Here is a 20,446-nt window from a genome sequence, read left to right on the forward strand (position 1 = left end):
GCCGTTTTCACTTCCCCACACGTTCGCGTTACTTCGCGACGACGACCGGAATCCCCTTCAGCATCCCCGCGCCCTTCATCTCGTCGAGCGCGTGCTGCACGGCCGCGCTCGTCGCCGCATCGATGCCGAGCTGCAGCGCGAGCTCGCGCTCCGCGCGCTTCACGCCGGCCAGGTTGCGCACCTTCACGTGACCGAAGCCGCGCACGCGGGCGTGCAGGTCGGCCAGTTGCACGACCTGCGCCGCATTGCCGGCCGTCATCGCGGCGAACGCACGCGCGAGCGTCGTCTCGTAGTCGTCGGCCAGCGCGCGCTCCATCTTGCGCTCGACGGTGCGGCCGAACGGGTCGAGCCAGGTGCCGCGCAGGCTGCGCACGCGCGCCAGCATGCCGAACACCGGCCACATCCACTGGCCGAACACGCGCTTCTTCGGCGCGCTGCCGTCGCGGCCGGCCTTCGCGACCGTCGGCGGCGCGAGGTTGAACTTCACGCGGTACGCCTGCCCCGGCACGCCTTCGAACTGCGCCTCGAGCGCGGTACGGAACGCATCGTCCGTGTACAGCCGCGCGACTTCGTATTCGTCCTTTACCGCGAGCAGCCGGTAGAACGTCGTCGCGACCGCGCGCGTCAGCGCGTCGTCGCCCTTCGCGCGGGCGGCGTTCACGAGCGCACGGTAGCGTTCGACGTAACGCGCGCCGCCGTAGGCGTCGAGACGCGCTTCGCGATCGGCGATCAGCCCGGCGAGCGTCTCGGGCGCCGCATGCACGGCTACCGTGTGACGCGCGTTCCACAACGCGTCGAGGCCCGCCGCGTCGCCGGCCGCCATCCGGCCGATCGAGAACGCGAGCTTGTTCATCGGCACCGCGACGTTGTTCAGCTCGATCGCGCGCATCATCGCGGCGAGCGACACCGGCACGAGGCCGAGCTGCCACGCGTAACCGAGCATCAGGATGTTCGCGCCGATCGAATCGCCGAGGAACTTCGCGGCGAGCGCCTGCGCGTCGCAGCTCGACAGGTAGCCGTCGCCGGCCGCGTGATGCATCTTCTCGAGCAGCGCATCCGCATGCAGGTTCGCATCCGGGTTCCGCACGAACGACGCGTTCGGGATCCGGTGCGTGTTGACGACGATCTGCGTGCGCTCGTGACGCACCGTCTGCAGCGCTTCCGCGCTCGCGCCGACGACCATGTCGCAGGCGAGCAGCACGTCGGCCTGCTGCGTGTCGATGCGCACCTGGTTCAGCCACCGGTCGCTGGATGCGATCCGCACGAACGACAGCACCGAGCCGCCCTTCTGCGCGAAGCCCATGAAGTCGAGCACCGATGCGCTCTTGCCTTCGAGGTGCGCGGCCATGCTGATCAGCGCGCCGACCGTCACGACGCCCGTGCCGCCCACGCCCGTCACGAGCATGTCGAACGGCGCCGCGTCGAGATGCGTCGCCGGCACCGGCAGCCCGTCGACGCGCGCGGCGAGCGCCGCTTCGTCGAACGCGGCGCCGGCCGCCTTCTTCAGCGCCGCGCCTTCGACCGTCACGAAGCTCGGGCAGAAGCCGTTCACGCACGAATAGTCCTTGTTGCACGACGACTGGTCGATGCGGCGCTTGCGGCCGAGCGGCGTCTCGAGCGGCTCGACCGACAGGCAGTTCGACTGCACGCCGCAGTCGCCGCAGCCTTCGCACACCGCGTCGTTGATGAACAGGCGCTTGTCCGGGTCGGGGAATTCGCCTTTCTTGCGGCGGCGGCGCTTCTCGGCCGCGCAGGTCTGGTCGTAGATCAGCACGGTGACGCCCGGCGTCTCGCGCAGCTCGCGCTGCACCGTGTCGAGCTCGCTGCGGTGATGGAAGGTCGTGCCCGTCGGGAACTGTCCGTGATGGCCGTCGTACTTCTCCGGCTCGTCGGACACGACGACGAAGCGCGACACGCCTTCGGCCTCGACCTGGCGCGCGATCTGCGGCACCGAGATGCTGCCGTCGACCGGCTGGCCGCCCGTCATCGCGACCGCGTCGTTGTAGAGGATCTTGTACGTGATGTTCGCTTTCGCGGCGACTGCCTGGCGGATCGCGAGGATGCCCGAGTGGAAGTAGGTGCCGTCGCCGAGGTTCTGGAACACGTGCTTCGTGTTCGTGAACATCGCGTGCGCGGCCCAGTCGACGCCCTCGCCGCCCATCTGGATCAGCCCCGTCGTGTCGCGCTCCATCCACGACGCCATGAAGTGGCAGCCGATGCCGGCCTGCGCGATCGAGCCTTCCGGCACCTTCGTCGACGTGTTGTGCGGACAGCCCGAGCAGAAGTACGGCGTGCGCTTCACCGCGTCGGCCTCGTTCGACAGGATCTGCGGCGCGACCAGATCGACGACGCGCTCGCGCCGGTCGAGCGCCGGCTTGTGGCGCGCGAGCCAGTCGGCGAACACCGGCAGGATGCGCGACGGGCGCAGCTCGCCGAGCTCGGACAGCAGGCACGCGCCGGCGGCGTCGTGCTTGCCGAGCACGCGCGGGCGCGCGCCTTCGGCGCGGTTGTACAGGTAGTCCTTGATCTGCTGCTCGATGACCGGGCCTTTCTCCTCGATCACGAGCACTTCGTCGAGCCCGTCGACGAAGGTCTCGACGCGCGTCATCTCGAGCGGATACGACAGGCCGACCTTGTAGATCCGCACGCCGGCCGCGTCGAGATCGGCGACCGTCAGGTCGAGACGGCGCAGCGCTTCCATCAGGTCGAGGTGCGCCTTGCCGCAGGTGACGATGCCGACGTTCGCGTGCGCGCTCGGCGCGATCCACTTGTCGATGCTGTTGGTGCGCGCGAAATGGCGCACCGCGTCGAGCTTCGCGGCGAGACGCGCCTCGATCGTCAGGCTCGGCAGGTCGGGCCAGCGGTTGTGCAGCCCGCCCGCCGGCGGCGTGAAGCCGGCCGGCGCCGGCCACCGCGTCTGCAGTGCATCGAGGTCGACCGTCGAGCCCGACTCGACCGTTTCCGAGATCGCCTTGAAGCCGACCCACGCGCCCGAGTAGCGCGACAGCGCCCAGCCGTACAGGCCGAACTCGAGCATGTCGGCGATATTCGCCGGGTTCACGACCGGCATGTGCCACGCGATCATCGCGAAGTCGCTCTGGTGCGGCATCGACGACGACACGCAGCCGTGATCGTCGCCCGCGACGACCAGCACGCCGCCGTGCGGCGACGAACCGTACGCGTTGCCGTGCTTCAGCGCGTCGCCGGCGCGATCGACGCCCGGGCCCTTGCCGTACCACATCGCATACACGCCCTCGACCGTGCGCTCGGGATCGGCTTCGACGCGCTGCGTGCCGAGCACGGCCGTGCCGCCGAGTTCCTCGTTGATGGCCGGCAGGAAGCGCACGCTGCTTGCGTCGAGCAGTTTCTTCGCCTTCCACAGCTGTTGGTCGACCATCCCGAGCGGCGAGCCGCGATAGCCGCTGACGAAGCCGGCCGTGTTGAGGCCCTGTTCGGTATCGACCGTGCGCTGCATCAGCAGCAGGCGGATCAGCGCCTGCGTGCCGGTCAGGAAGATCCGGCCGCGCGTCGCGGTCAGGTTGTCGGTCAGTCGGTAGTCGGACAGGGTAGGCGTGCCGTCGACGGGCAGGCGGGCAGTCATGGGGGAAGTCTCCGGATTGTGCTGTTCTGGGCTGCGCGGCGGGCCATCGGGCGGCGGGTGACCGGCGGCAGCGAATGGCTCTATTTTTTCGCGCGCAGCCGAGAATGTTTTTTCTCATCTTGCTCGACCGGCGCTTGTGCGAGAAAAACTGCGCAGGTTTTTGCCGGAATTTGAGAGAGTTTTCACGCGAGCACCGGGCGAGCGGTTGGCGGGACGCCGGGACGGCCGGCTGGCACGACAAAAGGGGCGGCCCACCAGCCCGCGCGTGCCGCAAGGCGCGCCTCGCGCCCGTCGACTGGCGCTCGAACCCCGCGCGACAAGGGTTTCGCGGGAATCGGGCAGCCCCCCTCACCGTTGCAATGCACAGCGTTCCGATTGGTCCGGCGCGCCGGATGTCCACAACATCGGGCCCTTCTCGCCGACCGGGTTCGCGCGCTCACCGTTCGATTGCACAGCGTTTCGAGTGGCGTCGGGACCGGGATATCCACATCCGGAACCGGCACGCGGTTCGCTCGGGCGCCGACCCTCACCGTTGAAAGTCACAGCGCGGCGAGTGGTTGATGGCGGTGGATATCCCCATCTCGGCCTGCTCGTTTCGTCGATCCGCTGTCCACCCTCACCGTTCGAATACACAGGGCCGAGAGTGGCTTTGTCCGTCGGATCCTCACGCCGGAATACGCATGCGCCGCGACCACCGCTTCTCCCTCACCGTCGACATGCACAGGGTTTCGACTGGCCGCGGCGACCGTTTTCCGTGCCTGAACCTGCGTTGCCTTCCGGCCATGCACGCCCCTTCACCGTTGGAAACCACAGCGCTTCGAGTGGCTTGTGACGCCGGATATCCACATCGGAGCGCCTCGACAAATCGATCGCGAAAGCGTGTTCCAAAGCGCGCCGGCGGGCGGCAAGCCATGCCCGAAGCGGCCTGTCACCCGATCGGACGCCGACCCTCACCGTCGAAAACCACAGTGCCGCGAGTCGTTCCGATGGCCGGATATCCACACTGAAGCGCGCGCGGCGCGCCTGACCGGGCACGTGCCCCCGGCGGCGACGTCGGCCGGACAGCCGCGTCCGGACTGGCTGCCGGCCAGCCGGACGCTCATGCTCACCATCGATTCCCACAGCATGTCGAGTCGCTCGGGAGAGCACGGGCATGCGACGAAAATCGCACGTTGGAAGCCACGCGCCCGCGCTCACCGTTAGAATGCACGACCCTGCGACCGGGATCCGCACCCGGATGCCGGCATCGCGACGCACACGGGGTTCGGTCACGCCTTCGCGCGTTCCGTTAGAATGCGCGGCGCCCCGAATCACGGCAGAGGCCGGCAAGCCTTGCCGGAACGGGCGCCTCGCGCGATCGGGCGGCGACACTCACCAGTGGATTTCACAGCATTTCGCTTCGTCTCGCGGCGAGTTGTCCACACCCCGCTTCGCCTCTTGAGCGGCATCCGGTGATCCTCACCGGTGAAATCCACAGCGCGCCGAGTCGTTTCGGGGCGAGGATATCCACAAGCGGTCGCGCGACGAGACCTCCATGCACGCGCCGGCGCACCGCAACCGGAAAAGCCGGAAAGCCTTGTCCGGACGGCCTCGGCGGCACCCTCACCATTCAAATGCACAGCGTTTCGAGTCGCTGCGGGGCGAGTTGTCCACATCCGTCCGACGATGCGCCGTCGCCCCGACAGGGGCGCCCGGGCAAACGCTACTCCGCAATCGACCGGATGACCTTCGCCGGATTGCCGCCGACCAGCGTATTCGGCGGAACATCACGCGTGACGACCGCCGCGGCCGCGACGACCGCATTCTCGCCGACCGTCACGCCGCCGATGATCGTCGCGCCGGCGCCGATCCACACATTCCGTTCGATCACGATCGGCTTCGCAACGACGCAGTCGCGCCGCCGCGAAGGCTCGACCGGATGACCGGACGTGATCAGGCTGACGTTCGGGCCGATCATCACGTCGTCGCCGATCTCGAGTCCGCCCAGGTCGTAGAACGTGCAGTTCTGGTTGACGAACACGTTGCGCCCGAGCTTCATGCCGGTGCCGCCCGTCGCGTGAAACGGCGGGATCAGCACGAAGCCGTCGTCCACTTGCGTGCCGATCAGTTCGCCGAACACTGCGCGCACTGCCGCCGCATCGTCGAACGTCAAACGGTTGAGCCGCGCCGTGATCGCCATCGCGCGTTTGACCTCGGCCACCATCGCCGCCGATTCCGGCGTTCTTCGCGGAATGATCGTGGTGCGATCGTCGTTTGCCATGCGTGACTTGTCCCTGGTGATTTCCGCGTTTCGTGATGCGTCGGCGGTGGTGGTCGAATGCCTGCGAGGCCGTGTGCGAGGATGCGGCGGGACCGGCGGCGACCCCGGGTGGTAACGCCGCTTCCGTCAGGATCACTCTCGATTTTACTAACTAGTCAATATATAACTAGTTATCGCAAAACTTCGTTGTGCCGTCAGGCTTTGCCCGATTTTTCGCCCGATCCGCGCTCGCCATACAACGCCCGAACAGGCTCGCTCGACCGAATGGCCCCTGGCCGTGCGCCCCTAGCCGGGCGCCCCTGTCCGAACCTCCTGCGCTCGGGTACGCTTGAGCATCGACCGGACCGACACCTGCACCCACACGCGGAGGCGCGATGAAGCTCTACTACTGGCCGAAGACCCGGGCATTCCGGGCGTTGTGGATGCTCGAGGAAATCGGTGTGGTGTACGAACTCGTGCCGATCGACCTGCGCTCGCACGAACAGGGCAGCGACGCGTTCGTGCAAGTCAACCCGATGGCCAAGCTGCCCGCGCTCGACGACGGCAGCGCGCCGTTCGCCGAATCGGGCGCCGTGCTGCTCTACCTCGCCGACCGCTGCCCGGGCGCCGGGCTCGGCATCGCGCCCGACGATCCGCTGCGCGGCCGCTTCCTGCAATGGATGTTCTTCACGCCGACCTGCCTCGAACCGGCGATGGCCGAAAAATTCACCGGCGCATCGGGCAATCCGGTCGCGTTCGGCTGGGGCAACATCACGCGCGTGCAGCGCGCGCTCGCGCAAGCGCTCGCCCATCGCCCGTGGCTCGTCGGCGAGCGCTTCACCGCGGCCGACCTGCTGCTCGCGAGCACGTTGAAGATCGCGTTCGACGCGCATCTGCTGCCGCACGAAGGCGTGCTCGGCGACTACGTCGCGCGCGCCGAGGATCGCGACGCATTCCGCCGCGCCGTTGCGATCGAACAGCGCGAAGCGGCGCGGTTGCTGCATGCGTGACGGCTGACGGGCCGGCCCCGCGATCACGCCTGCGCGGCCGGCCACTGCGCCGGTGCATCGGCGTCGATCACCACGCCCGGCGAGCCGCGCTCGTCGGTATCGACGTCGATCGGCACGACTTCGTGAAAATGCGTGTAGTCGATGTGCGTGATGCCGTCCTCGTCGTGCATCAGGTCGACGTAGCGATGACGCCAGCGGATCTCGCCATGCGCCCATGAATGACGCGCCTGCATGACCTGCGCGGTCGTCTCGTCCGAGCCTTCGATCGTGATCAGCAACGACGCGTCGCGCGCGGCCAGCGATTCGGGCGTCTCGCCGAACAGCGCGCTCGACTCGTCGATCACGTGCATCAGGTTCCAGCCGAGCAGGAAGATCGGATGCTCGCTGCGCACGAGCGGCAGGTCGTGGATCTTGCGCAGCGAGTAACCCTCGTGCGTGCCTTCGATGCGCATCAGCCGCAACTTCGCCTGCGCCTCGGCGATCACGTTCTGGCGCGCATTCGCGGCGCGCACCATCAGCGTCATCCGGCCGTTCAGCGGCCGCACGATCGCGTTGCGCGCGAACAGGATCTTCGCCTGCGGCCGCGAAAAGCGCGCAAACACGAGCCCCGTGGCCAGCGCGATGCCCGACATCCCGACGAAGATCTCGAACGTCGCGACGAGGTGGGCGTAAACGGTCTGCGGATGCATGTCGCCGTAGCCGACGGTCGCGAGCGTCTCGACGCTGAAGAAGAACGCGCCGCCGAAGCCGGCCGGCGACTGGTTCGCGATCGGCGCATGGCCGAGCAGATAGAGCGTCGCAAAGCCGCCGTTGAGCAGCAGGAACAGCACCGCGAGCGACAGGAAGAACACGGGCCAGCTCACCGTCAGCGCGCGATGGTAGAAGTCGCGCCAGCCGAGCGGCGGCATCCCGTACGCGATCACCGGGCGGGTGCCCGACCAGATCTTGCGGCCACGGCCGCGGGGGGCTGGGGAAGACGAATCGACGTTCATCGCGCGGCGCCGGTTGCAGGGAGGCGATGAGCGTAGCATGCGCGGCGGCGGCCGGGAACGCGTACCGGCGCGAAACGGAAATCCGCCGCGCCGTGCCGAAAAAAAACCGGCCGCGTGGGCGGCCGGCTGCGTCGTCATCGTGCGGACCCGCGCGCGAGGCGCGCCGCGGTCACTTCCGGTCGACGATCACCTGGTCGAACGTGCCGCCGTCGGCGAAATGCGTCTTTTGCGCGTTCGCCCAGCTGCCGAAAACCTGCTCGACGCTGAACGTCTTCAGCGCCTTGAATTCGGCCGCGTGCTTCTTCAGCACGTTCGCGTCGCGCGGGCGCAGATGGTGCTGCGCGATGATCTCCTGCGCTTCCGGCGTGTACAGGTAGTCGAGATACGCCTGCGCGACCTTGCGCGTGCCCTTCTTGTCGACGACCTTGTCGACGACGGCGACCGGCGGCTCCGCGAGGATGCTCGCCGACGGATACACGGCGTCGAACTGCGCGCCCGATGCGCCGGTGTCCATCAGCGCGACCTCGTTCTCGAACGTCACCAGCACGTCGCCGATGCCGCGCTGCGTGAACGTCGTCGTCGCACCGCGGCCGCCCGAATCGAGCACCGGCACGTTGCGGAAGATCGCCTTCTCGAAATCGAGCGCCTGCTGGTCGGTCGCACCCTTCAGCTTCTCGAAACCCCATGCGGCGAGATACGCGTAGCGGCCGTTGCCCGACGTCTTCGGGTTCGCGATGATGACCTGGACGCCCGGCTTCGCGAGATCGCTCCAGTCCTTGATCGCCTTCGGATTGCCCTTGCGCACGAGGAACACCATCGTCGTCGAGTACGGCGAGCTGTTGTCCGGGAAGCGTGCGCGCCAGTCCTTCGGCAGCAGCTGGCCGCGCTCGGCGAGCAGGTCGATGTCGTTCGGCTGGTTCATCGTCACGACGTCGGCCTGCAGCCCCTGCAGCACCGACAGCGCCTGCGCGCTGGACGCGCCGTGCGACTGCTTGATCGTGACGGTCTCGCCGGTCTTCTGCTTGTATGCGGCCGCGAAGCCCGTGTTGATGTCCTTGTACAGCTCGCGCGTCACGTCGTACGACACGTTCAGGATCGACGTGTCCGCATGCGCGGCCGTCGCCGCCACGACCAGCGCCGCCGCGCCCGTGTGCAGCCAGCGGCCGATCCCCTTGATGCTTGCCATCGTGATATGCCCCGTTTCCAGTGGTGGTGAATGTGCGTGACGGCACGCGTACGCGCTGTCATCGAAACGTAAGCGGGCATTCTAGCGGCCGGGCGCGGCGCGCCTTCCAATCAGTCGTGGAAAGCAAATCTCGAATCCTGCTAAACGGCGACCGGCGCTCGCGCGCGCCGCCGATCCGGTGTTAAGATCGCCGCTCAGCCCACTTACGGTTCATCCATGTCCGCTCCCCTGCGCCCGCTTTCGATCCTCGCCGCCGTCGCGGCAGGTACGCGCGCGGCCGGGCTGAAACTGAAAAAACGACTCCTCGACTGACGGGGACGTCGCGTCCCGTCAGGCGAATGCCGGACGGGATGCCCGCAGGTCGTTTCATTCTCCTTGCACGCACGCCTCGCTCCGGCACACCGCCGGCGGAACGGTTCCTTCCCACTCCGTTTCCACCATGAGGCTTTGCATGAACACACGTTTCGAAGGTATCTGGCTGCCGATCATCACGCCGTTTCACCACGGCGAAGTCGACCATGCGGCGCTCGCGCGGCTTGCGCGTCGTTATGCCGCCGCGGGCATCGCGGGCTTCGTCGCGGGCGCGACGACCGGTGAAGGCGTCCTGCTCGACGCGCGCGAACAGGACGCGGTGTTCGCGACGCTGCGCGACGCGGCGCCCGGGCGGCCGATCGTCGTCGGGCTGACCGCGAGCGCGACGCATGTCGCGGCCGCGCGCGCACGCGAACTCGCGGCCCTGCGGCCCGACGGCCTGCTCGTCACGCCGCCCGTCTATGTGCGCCCGACACAGGACGGCATCCGCCGCCATGTCGAGGCGATCGTCGACGCGGCCGACCTGCCGGTGCTCGTCTACAACATCCCGTACCGCACCGGCGTGAACGTCGAACTGGACACGCTGCAGGCGCTCGCGCGCGACCCGCGCGTCGCGGGCATCAAGGAATGCGGCGGCACGCTCGACCGGATGAGCCGGCTCGTGCACGACACGCCGCTCGCGATCCTGTCCGGCGACGACAACCAGAACTTCGCGGCGATGTGCGCCGGCGCGCACGGCGCGATCGCGAGCAGCGCGCACGTGCTGCCCGAATGGCACGTGCGCATTCATGCGCTACTGCGCGACGGGCGGCTCGCCGACGCGCGGCGCCTGTCGGTCGCGCTGCAGCCGCTCGTCGCAGCGCTGTTCGCGGAGCCGAACCCGGCGCCGGTGAAGGCCGTGCTCGCCGCGCAGGGGTGGTGCGAGGACGGGTTGCGGCTGCCGTTCGTGCCGGCGAGCGAAGCGCTGCGGGAGCGATTGGCAACGATCCGTGCCGCGCTCGAAGCAAGCGAGCCGGACGCCGCCGCGGCATGAGCCGCACCACCGCACATGGCGCCGCCGGCCGATGAATGCCGGCCCGACGCAGCGGCGCGTGGCAGTCATCCGCGATTCGGGTCCTTCCCTTGCAGGACTCCGGATCGAATGGGTAGCGAGGCAGGCGCGAGGTGACCGGCAGAGGGGCGAACGAATCGCGGCCCGCGGCGGCGACCGACGGTATCGTCAGGCCGCCAGCGCCGCCGCCCCGTCCGTCGCCTCCCTGACCGCCTGCGTCACGATCCGCGCGAGCCGGTCGACCGTCGGCGTCGCCGGCGACGTGCGCCGCAGCAGGATCAGCGGCAGGCTCGGCAGCTCCGGCAACCCGCACGACGCCGCGTCGAGCGCGCGCACCGATGCGGGCAGCCCGTAGCGCGAGCGCACCGTGAGCCCGAGGCCGGCCGCCGCCGCGGCCCACAACCCGGCGAGGCTCGGCGTCGTGAACGCGACGCGCCACGGCGTGCCGGCGCGGTCGAGCGCATCGGCCGCCGCGCCGAAGAACCGGCACGGCCGGTCGAACACGACGAGCGGCAACGGCTCGCCGGGCACGCGCCCGGCGCGGCCGCCCGTTTCATCCGCCTCACCGTCGGCCGCCGCGTCGCCGCCCTCCGGTGCCCCGAATCCACCGCTCCCCACCGCGCCGATCCATTGCATCGGCACCTGCGCGATCGTTTCGCTGCCGATCCCCGCGCGCGACCCGAAATCGGCCGACGCCGGATCGCCCCACACGAGCGCCAGATCGAGCTGGTTCGCGTCGAGCCGGTCGAACAGGTCGGCATTGCGCGCCACGCGCGCCTCGATCCTCACCTTCGGATGCGCGCGCGCGAATCGCCCGAGCACGTCGGGCAGGATCGCCTCGCCGAAGTCTTCCTGCAGCCCGACACGCACCCAGCCGTCGAGGTTCACGCCGCGCACGGCCGCCGCGGCCTCGTCGTTCAGCGCGATCATGCGCCGCGCATAGCGCAGCATCGCGTCGCCGGCATCGGTCAGCGCGAGCCCGCGCCCGGCCTTCACGAACAGCGGCGTGCCGGCCTGCTCCTCGAGCTTGCGGATCTGCGCACTCACCGCCGACGACGAGCGCGCGACACGGTCGGCCGCCTTCGCAAAACTGCCGAGATCCACGCCCGCGACCAGGCTGCGCAACGCGGCCACGTCGAAATTGGGCCGCGCCAGCGCGGCATCGGCCACGGCGAACGGCGCGCCGCCGCGCGGAAGGTCTTGTCCGGGCATCTCAATCATCCTGTTTTATCGAACGATTCATCAAAAACTTTCCAATTTTCAGGATGAATGTAGGCCGCCAGACTGTGGATGTCAATTTCCAACCGGGCCTGCCGTCATGGACACCTCGTGCATCGCTTCCCCCTCCTCGCCCGCCCGCGACGTGCGCGGCCCGGCTCATCGCTGGCGCGTGCTGGCGGCCGGCGTCGCCGCGAACCTGAGCTTTTCGGCGGCCGCGGCCGGCATTCCGACCACGGCCGTGTGGATGCGCACGGCCTATCACCTCGACAACGGCGCGCTCGGCCTCGTGCTCGGCGCGCTCGGCTTCGGCGTCGCGCTGTCCGAGCTGCCGTGGGGGATCGCCGCCGACCGCTTCGGCGACCGCCGCGTGCTGCTGACCGGGCTCGTCGCGACGGCCGCGATGCTCGCGCTGATGGTGTGCACGATCGTCCCGAGCGCGCACGCGGTGCCGCCGCTGCTGCGCGTCGTCGCGGCGATGTGCTGCGTCGGCCTGCTCGGCGGCAGCGTCAACGGGTCGAGCGGACGCGCGGTGATGCGCTGGTTCGGCGAGCGCGAACGCGGGCTCGCGATGAGCATCCGCCAGACGGCCGTGCCGCTCGGCGGCGGCATCGGCGCGGCGTTGCTGCCATCGCTCGCGTCGCATCTCGGCTTTGCCGCGGTGTTCGGTGCGCTGATGCTGCTGTGCTCGGGTTCGGCCGTACTCACGTGGCGCTGGCTGCACGAGCCGCCGGCCGAGCCGGCCGTGGCGCACCTCGCCACGCATCGCCCCGTCGAGCGTCAGCCGTCCGTCCCGCATGCGCGCACCCCGCTCGCAAGCGGCCCCGTGTGGCGCATCGTGCTCGGCATCGGCCTGCTGTGTGCGCCGCAGTTCGCGGTGCTCACGTTCGCGACGGTGTTCCTGCACGACTTCGGCCGGCTCGGCCTTGCCGGCATCAGCGCGGCGATGGTCGCGCTGCAGCTCGGCGCGATGGTGATGCGCGTGTGGAGCGGCCGCCATACCGACCGGCACGGCAACCGGCGCGCGTATCTGCGCGGGTCGGTACTTGTCGCGGCCGGTTCGTTCGCGCTGCTCGCGGCGGCGACGGCCGGCAGCGCGCACGTGCCGTTCGCCGCGATCGTCGGGATTCTCGTGTTCGCGGGCATCTGCGTGTCGGCGTGGCACGGCGTCGCGTACACGGAGCTCGCGACGCTCGCGGGCGCGAACCACGCGGGCACCGCGCTCGGGATGGCGAACACGATCGTCTACCTCGGGCTGTTCGCGACCCCGCTCGCGATTCCGCCGCTGCTCGCGGTCAGCTCGTGGGGCGTGGTGTGGCTCGCGACCGCGCTGATCGCGGCTGCGACCTATCCGCTGTTCGCGCGATAACCGCGACACCTATGCAGCGCACGCCGTCAGAACTTGTACACGGCCGACAGCATCGCCGAGCGGCCGTCACCAAGTTCGACCGCGGACGATCTCGCCTCGCTCCCCGACACCTGGCGCACACGCTCGACATAGGCGCGGTCGAACAGATTGTCGATGTTCAGCTGAAAGCGCAGCCGGCGGTTCACGTCGTAGCCGGCCATCAGGTTGTGCACCCAGTACGCGCCGAGCGTGCCGTTCCCCTCCGACGTCACGTTGCGCCGGCCGACGAAGTGCGAGCCGTAGCCGAGCGTCCAGCCGGCCGGCAGGCGATAGGTCGTCCAGACATTGAACGCATGGCGCGGCGTATTGCCGAGTGCCTGGCCGTCGCGACGCGGCGACGCCGGCGAACTCAGCGTCACGCTCGCCAGATACGTGTAGTTCGCGAACACGTCCCATTGCGGCGTCACCTTGCCGGCCGCCCCGAGCTCGATGCCGCGCACGCGCTGCCTGCCCGCGAGCGCGTAGCTGCCGTCGGCCATCCGTTCGCGTGCGTTCTTCTTCTCCGTCTGGAACAACGCGCCGTTCAGCGCGAGTCCCGCCGGCCCTTCCCACTTCGCGCCGAGCTCGAGGCTCTCGTTCTTCTCCGGCGCCAGTGCGCCGGTCGCTGCGCTCACGCCGGACCCGGTCGTGACCAGGTATTCGGCCGACGGATTGAACGACGTGCCGTACGCGAAATACGCGCGCCCGTTCTCGGTCGGCTTGAACACCAGCCCCGCGCGCGTGCTCAGGTGCCGGCCGGCGCTGTCCGCACGTTCGGTCGGCTGGCCGGCCGGCGTGCTCCGCGACCAGCCGTCGATCCAGTCGTGGCGCAGCCCCACGTCGATGTTCCAGTATCGGCCGACCACAATCGTATCGAAGGCATAGAGCGCCTTGACGACGAGCGCCGTGTCGTTGCGTCCGCTGTCCCGACGCTGCGCGGGACCGCGCCATTCGCCCGGCGGCGCGGCCAATGAAAAACCGCCCGGCGGATAGAACCGGTTGAGCCCGTACGAGTATGTGGTGCGCCCATAGGTTTCCCGCGAGAGGTCGAAGCCCGCGACGAGTGTATGGCCAAGCCCGAGTGCGTCGAACGCGGCCGTGACGTTCGTTTGGTTGGCCCACATCGCCGTCGACGAATCGCGGCCGTAGCCTTGCGGCCCGGCCGGCCTGTAATGCCCGGGCGGCACCCCCTGGAGATTGACGTGCGATGCGGAGATCGCGGTGTCGCGGCCCAGGTGCGCATACCGGCTCAGGTTCTGCAGCTTCAGGTTCGGCGAAAAGTCGTGCTCGGCCTTCACCGTGACGGCATCCGACGCGATGCGCTCGCGATCGAGGTTGCGCCACCCGAAGTAGCTGTCGCGCGACACGCCGGCCAGCACCTGTCCGCCGCGGGCCGGCAACCCGTAGTCGGGCAGGTTGTTGTCGTACTGATGGAAGTAGCCGAGCGTGACGCGCGTGGGCGTGCCGAGCCCGAAGGCAAGCGAGGGCGCCACGCCCCAGCGCCGCTTGCGGATGTCGTTCCGGCCGGGAACGTCGTTGACGTGCGCCATCGCGTTCAACCGGAATGCCGCACGGCCGTCGGTGCCCGGCAACGGCCGGTTCGCGTCGAGCGTCACGCGCCGGTAGTCGGACGTGCCAAGCACCGTGCCGGCCTCGACGAATGCGTCGCGCTTCGGCGCCTTGCTGACCAGGTTCACGGAGCCGCCGGTCGTGCCCGCGCCGCCGAACACCGAGTTGGGCCCCTTGATGACCTCGACCGCCTCGACGTTGAACAGATCGCTGCGATTGTTCTGCGCGCTGTCGCGCAGGCCGTCGAGCTGCAGGTTCGCATTCGCGCCGAAGCCGCGAATATTGAACATGTCGCCCGACCCGCCGCCCCCCTCGCCCGCATTGAACGTGATGCCGGCGACGTTGGCCAGCGCGTCGCGCAAGCTCGTGACCTGCTGCTCGTCGAGCACCTCGCGCGGCACGACGGTAATCGTCTGCGGCACGTCGAGCAGCGGCGCCGCATACTTCGCCGAACCCGAGCGGTCGACGCGCGAGCCGGCGTCGCGGCTGCCCTGCACGACGATCGGGTCGAGATGCGGCGCCGGCCGCGGATCGGTTTCATCCGCGGACGCGGACGCGCACGTCATCATTGCAAGCGCGACGGAAGCCGTCGCGCGACGCGGCGGTGTCGCGCTCGACCGGATGCGGTATGTCATGGTCACTCCATTTCTTTGATGAGAATGATTCCCATTCAAAAGAAATGACTGCAACATGGCAATTGGACACGTTCGAATTTCGTGATCCGAACGAAATGACAGACCCAGTATCGCGCCGCGCGAGATCCCCAACGTGTCAGCCGGCCTCGCGCGCCAGCGCACGCCGCGCGGCCGGCCGTTCGGCCTCGCGCTGCGCATGGGCCGTCCACGCCGCATGCCGCGTCATGTCGAGTCCGATCGCGGCGCCCCAGCGATACAGCACGAACAGGAACGGATCGACGATCGAATGCGCACCCGGTTCGGCCCACGTGCGGCCATCGGCGAGCGCTGCTTCGATCGACGCGTTCGCCGCTTCGATCGTGCCGCGCCCGTGCGCGCTGACCGCGCCGTGCAGCGCCGGATCGCCGATGAAGCGGCCCGGCCGCCACAATGCGCCGTAACCGACGCCGTGCACCCAGCCGACCAGCCACGCAAGCCACTCGTGACACCGCGCCTCGCGCAGCGGATCGCCGAGCGGCAGCAATTGCGCGTCCGGATAGCGGCGCGCGAGATACGTGAGGATCGCCGGCGTTTCGGTCAGCACGCGCGGCTCGCCCGGAATCGCGAGCACGGGCACGCGCGCCTTCGCGTTGATCGCGAGATAGGGCGCCGCGAGGTTCTGCTGCTTCTGCACCGAGACGATCTCGATGTCGAACGGCGCGCCGGTTTCCTCGAGCGCGATGTGGGCGGCAAGCGAGCAGGCGCCCGGCGAAAGATAGAGACGGTAGGCGTTCATGGTGTGTGCCCCGACGGGGATGTGGAAGACGGAACCGAGTGTAGGAACGCGTACCGACGGGCGGCAAACGATGAATTGTCGTGCTCGGCCATTAGTGTTACTAATACCCGCATGCAACGCATCCACCTCCCTCCGCTGCAGACGCTGCGCGCGTTCGAAACCGCCGTACGGCTGCAGAGCTTCACGCGCGCGGCCGACGAACTCGCGCTCACGCAAGGCGCGGTCAGCCAGCACATCCGCGCGCTCGAGGCGCAGCTCGGCTATCCGCTCTTCACGCGCGAACGCAACGGCGCGACGCCGACGCACGCCGCGCATGCCCTCGCGCTGCAGGTGCGCCAGGGCCTGAGCGTGCTCGAACGCGCGTTCGAGCCGGCACTCGCGGTACGCCGCCGCCCGCGCACCTGCGACGTGACGCTGAACGTCAGCGTGCTGCCGAGCGTCGCCGAGCGCTGGCTCGCGCCGCGCCTGCCGCGCTTCACGGCCGCGCATCCGCACATCGCGATCGCGCTGCACCCGGACGTGGCGCTCGCGCCGCTGCGCAAGCGCGACCGCATCGACGTCGCGCTGCGTTACGGGCCCGGTACCTGGCCGGGCGTCGTCGCCGAAAAACTGATGAACGAGACGATCTTCCCGGTCGCGAGCCCCGCGTACCGCAATCGCGACGGCATCGCACCGCGCACGCCCGCCGATCTCGTGCGCGCGACGCTGCTGCGCCATCCGGCGCAGCCGTGGGAACCGTGGTTCCAGGCGGCACGGCTCGACCTCACCGAATCCGCGCGCGCGCCACGCTTCACCGACGCGAACGCGCTGATCGACGCGACGCGGCAAGGCCGCGGCGTCGCGCTCGCGCGCCGCTCGCTGATCGAGCCCGAACTCGCGGACGGCACGCTCGTGCGCGTGTCGACGGTGCGCATCACCGACGTGTATGCGCATTACGTCGTGTGGCGCCCCGGCCATCCTCACGAAGCGGCGATCCGCACCTGGCTCGACTGGCTGCGCAGCGAAGTGCGACGCAGGACGCCGCGGCGCTGACGCCGCGCGATCGGCCGCGCATGCCCGTCGCGAACGGTCATGCCGTCGCGTATCGCGTTGCGCGTCCGCGTAAAAGTGCCGGGCCCGCCTCGCGCGCCGGGAAATATTGCCGCCCCGCGATCGCGCGAAAGTGTTTGGTCAGGCGGGCGAAAGCATTCCGCGATCATGCGCCGGTCGCAAACGATTCACCGAAACGTCGCATCGCATCGGCATACTCGAAAACGTTTCCCGATCAGCCCGCCAGGAGAGAAAGTCATGCGCCGCGTTTCCGTCGCCGTCGTTCTTTGTGCCGCCGTTTTCGTCGCCGCCTGCAGCGACGACGCGCCGCACGACGCTCACGCGACCGACGCCTCCCAGCAAGGCAGCGCATCGGCCGGCTCCGCCAGCGCGTTCAACAGCGAGGCAGCCGCGGGCGGTGCCGCATCCGATGCCGCGCCGCTCGCGCCGCCCGTCGTGCACTACCCGCCCGATGACGACGACGACGCGAAGCCGGCGTCGAACGCGGCCACGTCGAGCGCCGCGGCGTCGTCGCCGGGCTGATCCCGCCGCTTCCGTCCCCCGACCGCAGAACCGAGGTGAACCACATGACGTCATCGAGCCGCCGCCGTTTCCTGCATACCGTCGCACAATCCGCGGGCGCCGCCGTCGCGCTCAACGCCTTTCCCGAATCGATCCGCCGCGCGCTCGCGATTCCCGCCGCGCGCGGCACCGGCACGATCCGCGATGTCGAGCACATCGTCGTGTTCATGCAGGAGAACCGCTCGTTCGATCATTACTTCGGACACCTGCGCGGCGTGCGCGGCTACAACGACCGCTTCCCGATCCCGCTGCCGAACGGCAAGCCGGTGTGGTATCAGCCGTCGAAGGCCGATCCGGGCAAGCCCGTGCTGCCGTTCCGGCTGAACACGCTGACGACGAGCGCGCAGTGCGTCGGCGATCTCGACCACTCGTGGTACAAGACGCACGCGGCGATCGACGGCGGCCGCTACGACCAGTGGCCCGCGAACAAGACCGACATGACGATGGGCTATCACGTGCGCGAGGACATTCCGTTCCACTACGCGCTCGCCGACGCGTTCACCGTATGCGACCACTACTTCTGCTCGCTGCCGGGCCCGACGCATCCGAACCGTTCCTACCTGATGACGGGCACGGTCGACCCGACCGGCAAGTTCGGCGGCCCGCTGCTCGACAACAGCGACTACGTCGACGGCGACGGGCCGCCCGCCTACCAGCTGCTGTCGTGGACGACCTTTCCCGAGCGTCTCGACGCGCACGGCGTGTCGTGGCAGATCTACCAGCAGGGCACGACGGGCAACGATCCGTACAACGGCAACTACGGCACGAACGTGCTGCAGAACTTCGCGAACTTCATCAACGCGAAGCCCGGTTCCTCGCTGTACCAGCGCGCGCAGACGGTACGCACGCTCGACCACCTGAAGGACGACGTGATCAACGACCGGCTGCCGCAGGTGTCGTGGCTGTGCCCGCCGGCCGCGTTCTCCGAGCATCCGAAATACACGCCGGCGTACGGCGCGAACTACACGTCGCAGATCCTCGATGCGCTCACGTCGAACCCGGACGTGTGGCGCAAGACCGTGCTGTTCATCATGTACGACGAGAACGACGGCTTCTTCGACCACATCGTGCCGCCGCAGCCGCCGACGTCGGCCGCGCAGGGCGCGTCCACCGTGACGACCGACGGCGAGCTGCATACGGTCGTGAACCCCGGCCGCGGCGGCAGCTACACGGCCGACGGCCTGCCGTACGGCCTCGGGCCGCGCGTGCCGATGACGGTCGTGTCGCCGTGGACCAAGGGCGGCTACGTCTGCTCGCAGGTGTTCGACCATACGTCGGTGATCCGCTTCATCGGCGCGCGCTTCGGCATCGACGAACCGAACATCACGCCGTGGCGCCGTACGGTGTGCGGCGACCTCACCGCCGCGTTCGACTTCCGCTCGTCGGATACCGCGTTCCCGCCGCTGCCGGATACCAGCCAGTACCGTTCGATCGCGGACCAGCAGTGCACGTCGCAGCCCGCGCCCACCGTGCCCGCGACGCCGTCGCCGGTCGATCCGCAGGAGCCCGGCGTGCGGCCCGCGCGCGCCCTGCCGTACGAACTGCATGTGAACGCGAGCCTCGACGGCGGAACGAAGCTGCGCATCGAATTCGCGAACCGCGGCAACCAGGGCGCGCACTTCCACGTGTACGCGACGAACCGCACCGACGGCCCGTGGCGCTATACGGTCGGCGCGCGCCGCGTGCTGCACGCGGACTTCGACCTGACGGCGACGCACGGCGTGTATGCGTTCGCGGTGTACGGGACGAACGGGTTCGTGCGGATGTTCTCCGGCAACGTGCCGGCCACGGCCGCGCCGCACCGCAATCCGGCCCAGCCGGAGGTGAAGGCCGGCTACGACGTCGCGAACGGGAACCTGTACCTGAAGCTGCGCAACCACGGTGGCGCGCATGTCACGCTGACGCTGACCGACAACGCATACGGCGCGCCGTCGCGGCAGGTGACGCTGCACGGCGGCGACGAGTGGGTCGAGCAGTGGGCGCTCGCGTCGAGCCACCAGTGGTATGACGTGACGGTCAGCGACGGCGCGAGCGGCACGTTCTCGCGCCGCTTCGCGGGCCACGTCGAAAACGGCCGGCCGAGTTATTCGGATCCGGCCGCCGTCAAGCCCGTCGCCGCGTCGTAAGCGCGACGGCCCGCGCCGTCAGACCGCGTGCGCGAGCGCGCGGTCGACGAGCGCGGCTTCGAAGCCGTCGTCCGCGTCGCGAAAGCGCAGCGGCGCCGCGCAGTGCACCAGCGTATCCATGAAGTATTTCGCGCGCGGCCACGGCCCGAAGCCGGCCGCCGTGTTGATGTGCCCGGCGTCGCCCAGGTTCACGAACGCGCTGCCGAGGCGCTGCGCGAGCGTGCGCGCGTCGGCGAGCGGCATCCACGGATCGGTCTCGCTGCCGATCACGATCGACGGCACCGCGAGCCGGCGTGCGTCGAACGGCCCGGCGAACGTGAATTTCTTCGGGCTGGCCGGCGCGACGAACAGCACGCCCGCGACATCGCCCGTATGCGGCCCCTGCGCGAGCGCATGCGCGGTCGCGAGGCAGCCGAAGCTGTGGGCGGCGAGCACGAACGGCCCGCGCTCGCGTTCGAGCAGCGTGCGCACCGAGTGCGCCCAGCCGGCGAGATCGGGGGCGTCCCAGTCGTCCTGCTCGACGCGCAGCGAACGCGGGAATTGCCGCTCGAGCCAGGTCTGCCAGTGAGCGCCTTCGCTGCCGTGCAGGCCCGGAACGGTGACGAGCCGCGGCGGCCACGCCGATTTGCTGCATGCGCTCATGATTGCCCTCGCTTGCTTGAAGACGAGGTTCGATTGTGGCGCCGCGTCCCCGGCGGCCGAACCAATATTTTGTGCTTTGCTTTTGCGTGGGG

Annotated in this window: 14 protein-coding genes; 6 read left to right on the top strand and 8 right to left on the bottom strand. The window is 69.2% G+C overall.

Going from position 1 to position 20,446, the window contains the following annotated elements; genetic code table 11:
- Positions 1–28: 28 nt before the first annotated feature.
- Both AC0KUR_RS16565 and AC0KUR_RS16570 read right to left on the bottom strand, forming a co-directional pair.
- Positions 29–3,601 carry an indolepyruvate ferredoxin oxidoreductase family protein gene (locus AC0KUR_RS16565; RefSeq protein WP_473376183.1) on the bottom strand — a complete coding sequence of 1,191 codons (3,573 nt, stop codon included), beginning with the start codon at positions 3,599–3,601 and terminating at the stop codon, positions 29–31.
- Between the two features lie 1,702 nt (positions 3,602–5,303).
- Complete coding sequence (locus AC0KUR_RS16570) at positions 5,304–5,861, bottom strand: DapH/DapD/GlmU-related protein (RefSeq protein WP_069245716.1); 558 nt, start codon at positions 5,859–5,861, stop codon at positions 5,304–5,306.
- A 374-nt stretch (positions 5,862–6,235) separates the two neighbouring features.
- On the opposite strand from AC0KUR_RS16570, the gene AC0KUR_RS16575 reads away from it, so the two are divergent.
- Positions 6,236–6,850 carry a glutathione S-transferase family protein gene (locus AC0KUR_RS16575; protein ID WP_034189149.1) on the top strand — a complete coding sequence of 205 codons (615 nt, stop codon included), beginning with the start codon at positions 6,236–6,238 and terminating at the stop codon, positions 6,848–6,850.
- A 23-nt stretch (positions 6,851–6,873) separates the two neighbouring features.
- Here AC0KUR_RS16575 and AC0KUR_RS16580 read toward each other — a convergent pair whose 3' ends face one another.
- Both AC0KUR_RS16580 and AC0KUR_RS16585 read right to left on the bottom strand, forming a co-directional pair.
- Complete coding sequence (locus AC0KUR_RS16580) at positions 6,874–7,842, bottom strand: ion channel (protein ID WP_473376184.1); 969 nt, start codon at positions 7,840–7,842, stop codon at positions 6,874–6,876.
- Positions 7,843–8,011: 169 nt separating this feature from the next.
- Positions 8,012–9,028 carry a sulfate ABC transporter substrate-binding protein gene (locus AC0KUR_RS16585; RefSeq protein WP_473376185.1) on the bottom strand — a complete coding sequence of 339 codons (1,017 nt, stop codon included), beginning with the start codon at positions 9,026–9,028 and terminating at the stop codon, positions 8,012–8,014.
- A gap of 451 nt (positions 9,029–9,479) precedes the next feature.
- Between AC0KUR_RS16585 and dapA the strand changes: the two genes are divergently transcribed.
- Positions 9,480–10,373, top strand: a complete 894-nt coding sequence (gene dapA, locus AC0KUR_RS16590) for a 4-hydroxy-tetrahydrodipicolinate synthase (protein ID WP_034189146.1) — start codon at positions 9,480–9,482, stop codon at positions 10,371–10,373.
- A gap of 186 nt (positions 10,374–10,559) precedes the next feature.
- Here the strand turns inward: dapA and AC0KUR_RS16595 are convergent, their stop codons facing one another.
- Positions 10,560–11,603 carry a LysR substrate-binding domain-containing protein gene (locus AC0KUR_RS16595; protein WP_473376186.1) on the bottom strand — a complete coding sequence of 348 codons (1,044 nt, stop codon included), beginning with the start codon at positions 11,601–11,603 and terminating at the stop codon, positions 10,560–10,562.
- Positions 11,604–11,709: 106 nt separating this feature from the next.
- Between AC0KUR_RS16595 and AC0KUR_RS16600 the strand changes: the two genes are divergently transcribed.
- Positions 11,710–12,978: an MFS transporter gene (locus AC0KUR_RS16600; RefSeq protein WP_473376187.1), complete on the top strand. Its 1,269-nt coding sequence runs from the start codon at positions 11,710–11,712 to the stop codon at positions 12,976–12,978.
- A gap of 26 nt (positions 12,979–13,004) precedes the next feature.
- On the opposite strand, the gene AC0KUR_RS16605 is transcribed toward AC0KUR_RS16600, so the two are convergent.
- Together AC0KUR_RS16605 and AC0KUR_RS16610 are read right to left on the bottom strand one after the other, a co-directional pair.
- Complete coding sequence (locus AC0KUR_RS16605) at positions 13,005–15,200, bottom strand: TonB-dependent receptor (RefSeq protein WP_473376188.1); 2,196 nt, start codon at positions 15,198–15,200, stop codon at positions 13,005–13,007.
- Positions 15,201–15,336: 136 nt separating this feature from the next.
- Positions 15,337–15,975, bottom strand: coding sequence for a glutathione S-transferase family protein (locus AC0KUR_RS16610; protein WP_049031439.1), 639 nt, complete (start codon positions 15,973–15,975; stop codon positions 15,337–15,339).
- A gap of 111 nt (positions 15,976–16,086) precedes the next feature.
- Here AC0KUR_RS16610 and AC0KUR_RS16615 point away from each other — a divergent pair, with 111 nt between their 5' ends.
- From AC0KUR_RS16615 to AC0KUR_RS16625, 3 genes are all read left to right on the top strand, one after another.
- Entirely contained in the window at positions 16,087–17,007 is a 921-nt protein-coding gene (locus AC0KUR_RS16615; protein ID WP_473376189.1) for a LysR substrate-binding domain-containing protein, read from the top strand.
- Between the two features lie 255 nt (positions 17,008–17,262).
- Positions 17,263–17,547, top strand: a complete 285-nt coding sequence (locus tag AC0KUR_RS16620) for a hypothetical protein (RefSeq protein ID WP_473376190.1) — start codon at positions 17,263–17,265, stop codon at positions 17,545–17,547.
- Positions 17,548–17,591: 44 nt separating this feature from the next.
- Positions 17,592–19,712 (top strand): phosphocholine-specific phospholipase C, encoded by a 2,121-nt coding sequence (locus tag AC0KUR_RS16625; RefSeq protein ID WP_473376191.1) that lies wholly within the window; start codon positions 17,592–17,594, stop codon positions 19,710–19,712.
- Positions 19,713–19,730: 18 nt separating this feature from the next.
- Here AC0KUR_RS16625 and AC0KUR_RS16630 read toward each other — a convergent pair whose 3' ends face one another.
- Complete coding sequence (locus tag AC0KUR_RS16630) at positions 19,731–20,354, bottom strand: RBBP9/YdeN family alpha/beta hydrolase (RefSeq protein WP_473376192.1); 624 nt, start codon at positions 20,352–20,354, stop codon at positions 19,731–19,733.
- Positions 20,355–20,446: the final 92 nt, after the last annotated feature.

Source organism: Burkholderia sp. YHN3-13, assembly GCF_055810675.1.

Excerpts from the sequence above, each read along its gene's own strand:
- AC0KUR_RS16570 (WP_069245716.1), bottom strand. The coding sequence starts at position 5,861 with ATGGCAAACGACGATCGCACCACGATCATTCCGCGAAGAACGCCGGAA.
- AC0KUR_RS16630 (WP_473376192.1), bottom strand. The coding sequence starts at position 20,354 with ATGAGCGCATGCAGCAAATCGGCGTGGCCGCCGCGGCTCGTCACCGTT.
- AC0KUR_RS16585 (WP_473376185.1), bottom strand. The coding sequence starts at position 9,028 with ATGGCAAGCATCAAGGGGATCGGCCGCTGGCTGCACACGGGCGCGGCG.
- AC0KUR_RS16615 (WP_473376189.1), top strand. The coding sequence starts at position 16,087 with ATGCAACGCATCCACCTCCCTCCGCTGCAGACGCTGCGCGCGTTCGAA.
- AC0KUR_RS16565 (WP_473376183.1), bottom strand. The coding sequence starts at position 3,601 with ATGACTGCCCGCCTGCCCGTCGACGGCACGCCTACCCTGTCCGACTAC.
- AC0KUR_RS16600 (WP_473376187.1), top strand. The coding sequence starts at position 11,710 with ATGGACACCTCGTGCATCGCTTCCCCCTCCTCGCCCGCCCGCGACGTG.
- dapA (WP_034189146.1), top strand. The coding sequence starts at position 9,480 with ATGAACACACGTTTCGAAGGTATCTGGCTGCCGATCATCACGCCGTTT.
- AC0KUR_RS16625 (WP_473376191.1), top strand. The coding sequence starts at position 17,592 with ATGACGTCATCGAGCCGCCGCCGTTTCCTGCATACCGTCGCACAATCC.
- AC0KUR_RS16605 (WP_473376188.1), bottom strand. The coding sequence starts at position 15,200 with ATGACATACCGCATCCGGTCGAGCGCGACACCGCCGCGTCGCGCGACG.
- AC0KUR_RS16575 (WP_034189149.1), top strand. The coding sequence starts at position 6,236 with ATGAAGCTCTACTACTGGCCGAAGACCCGGGCATTCCGGGCGTTGTGG.
- AC0KUR_RS16595 (WP_473376186.1), bottom strand. The coding sequence starts at position 11,603 with ATGCCCGGACAAGACCTTCCGCGCGGCGGCGCGCCGTTCGCCGTGGCC.
- AC0KUR_RS16620 (WP_473376190.1), top strand. The coding sequence starts at position 17,263 with ATGCGCCGCGTTTCCGTCGCCGTCGTTCTTTGTGCCGCCGTTTTCGTC.
- AC0KUR_RS16580 (WP_473376184.1), bottom strand. The coding sequence starts at position 7,842 with ATGAACGTCGATTCGTCTTCCCCAGCCCCCCGCGGCCGTGGCCGCAAG.
- AC0KUR_RS16610 (WP_049031439.1), bottom strand. The coding sequence starts at position 15,975 with ATGAACGCCTACCGTCTCTATCTTTCGCCGGGCGCCTGCTCGCTTGCC.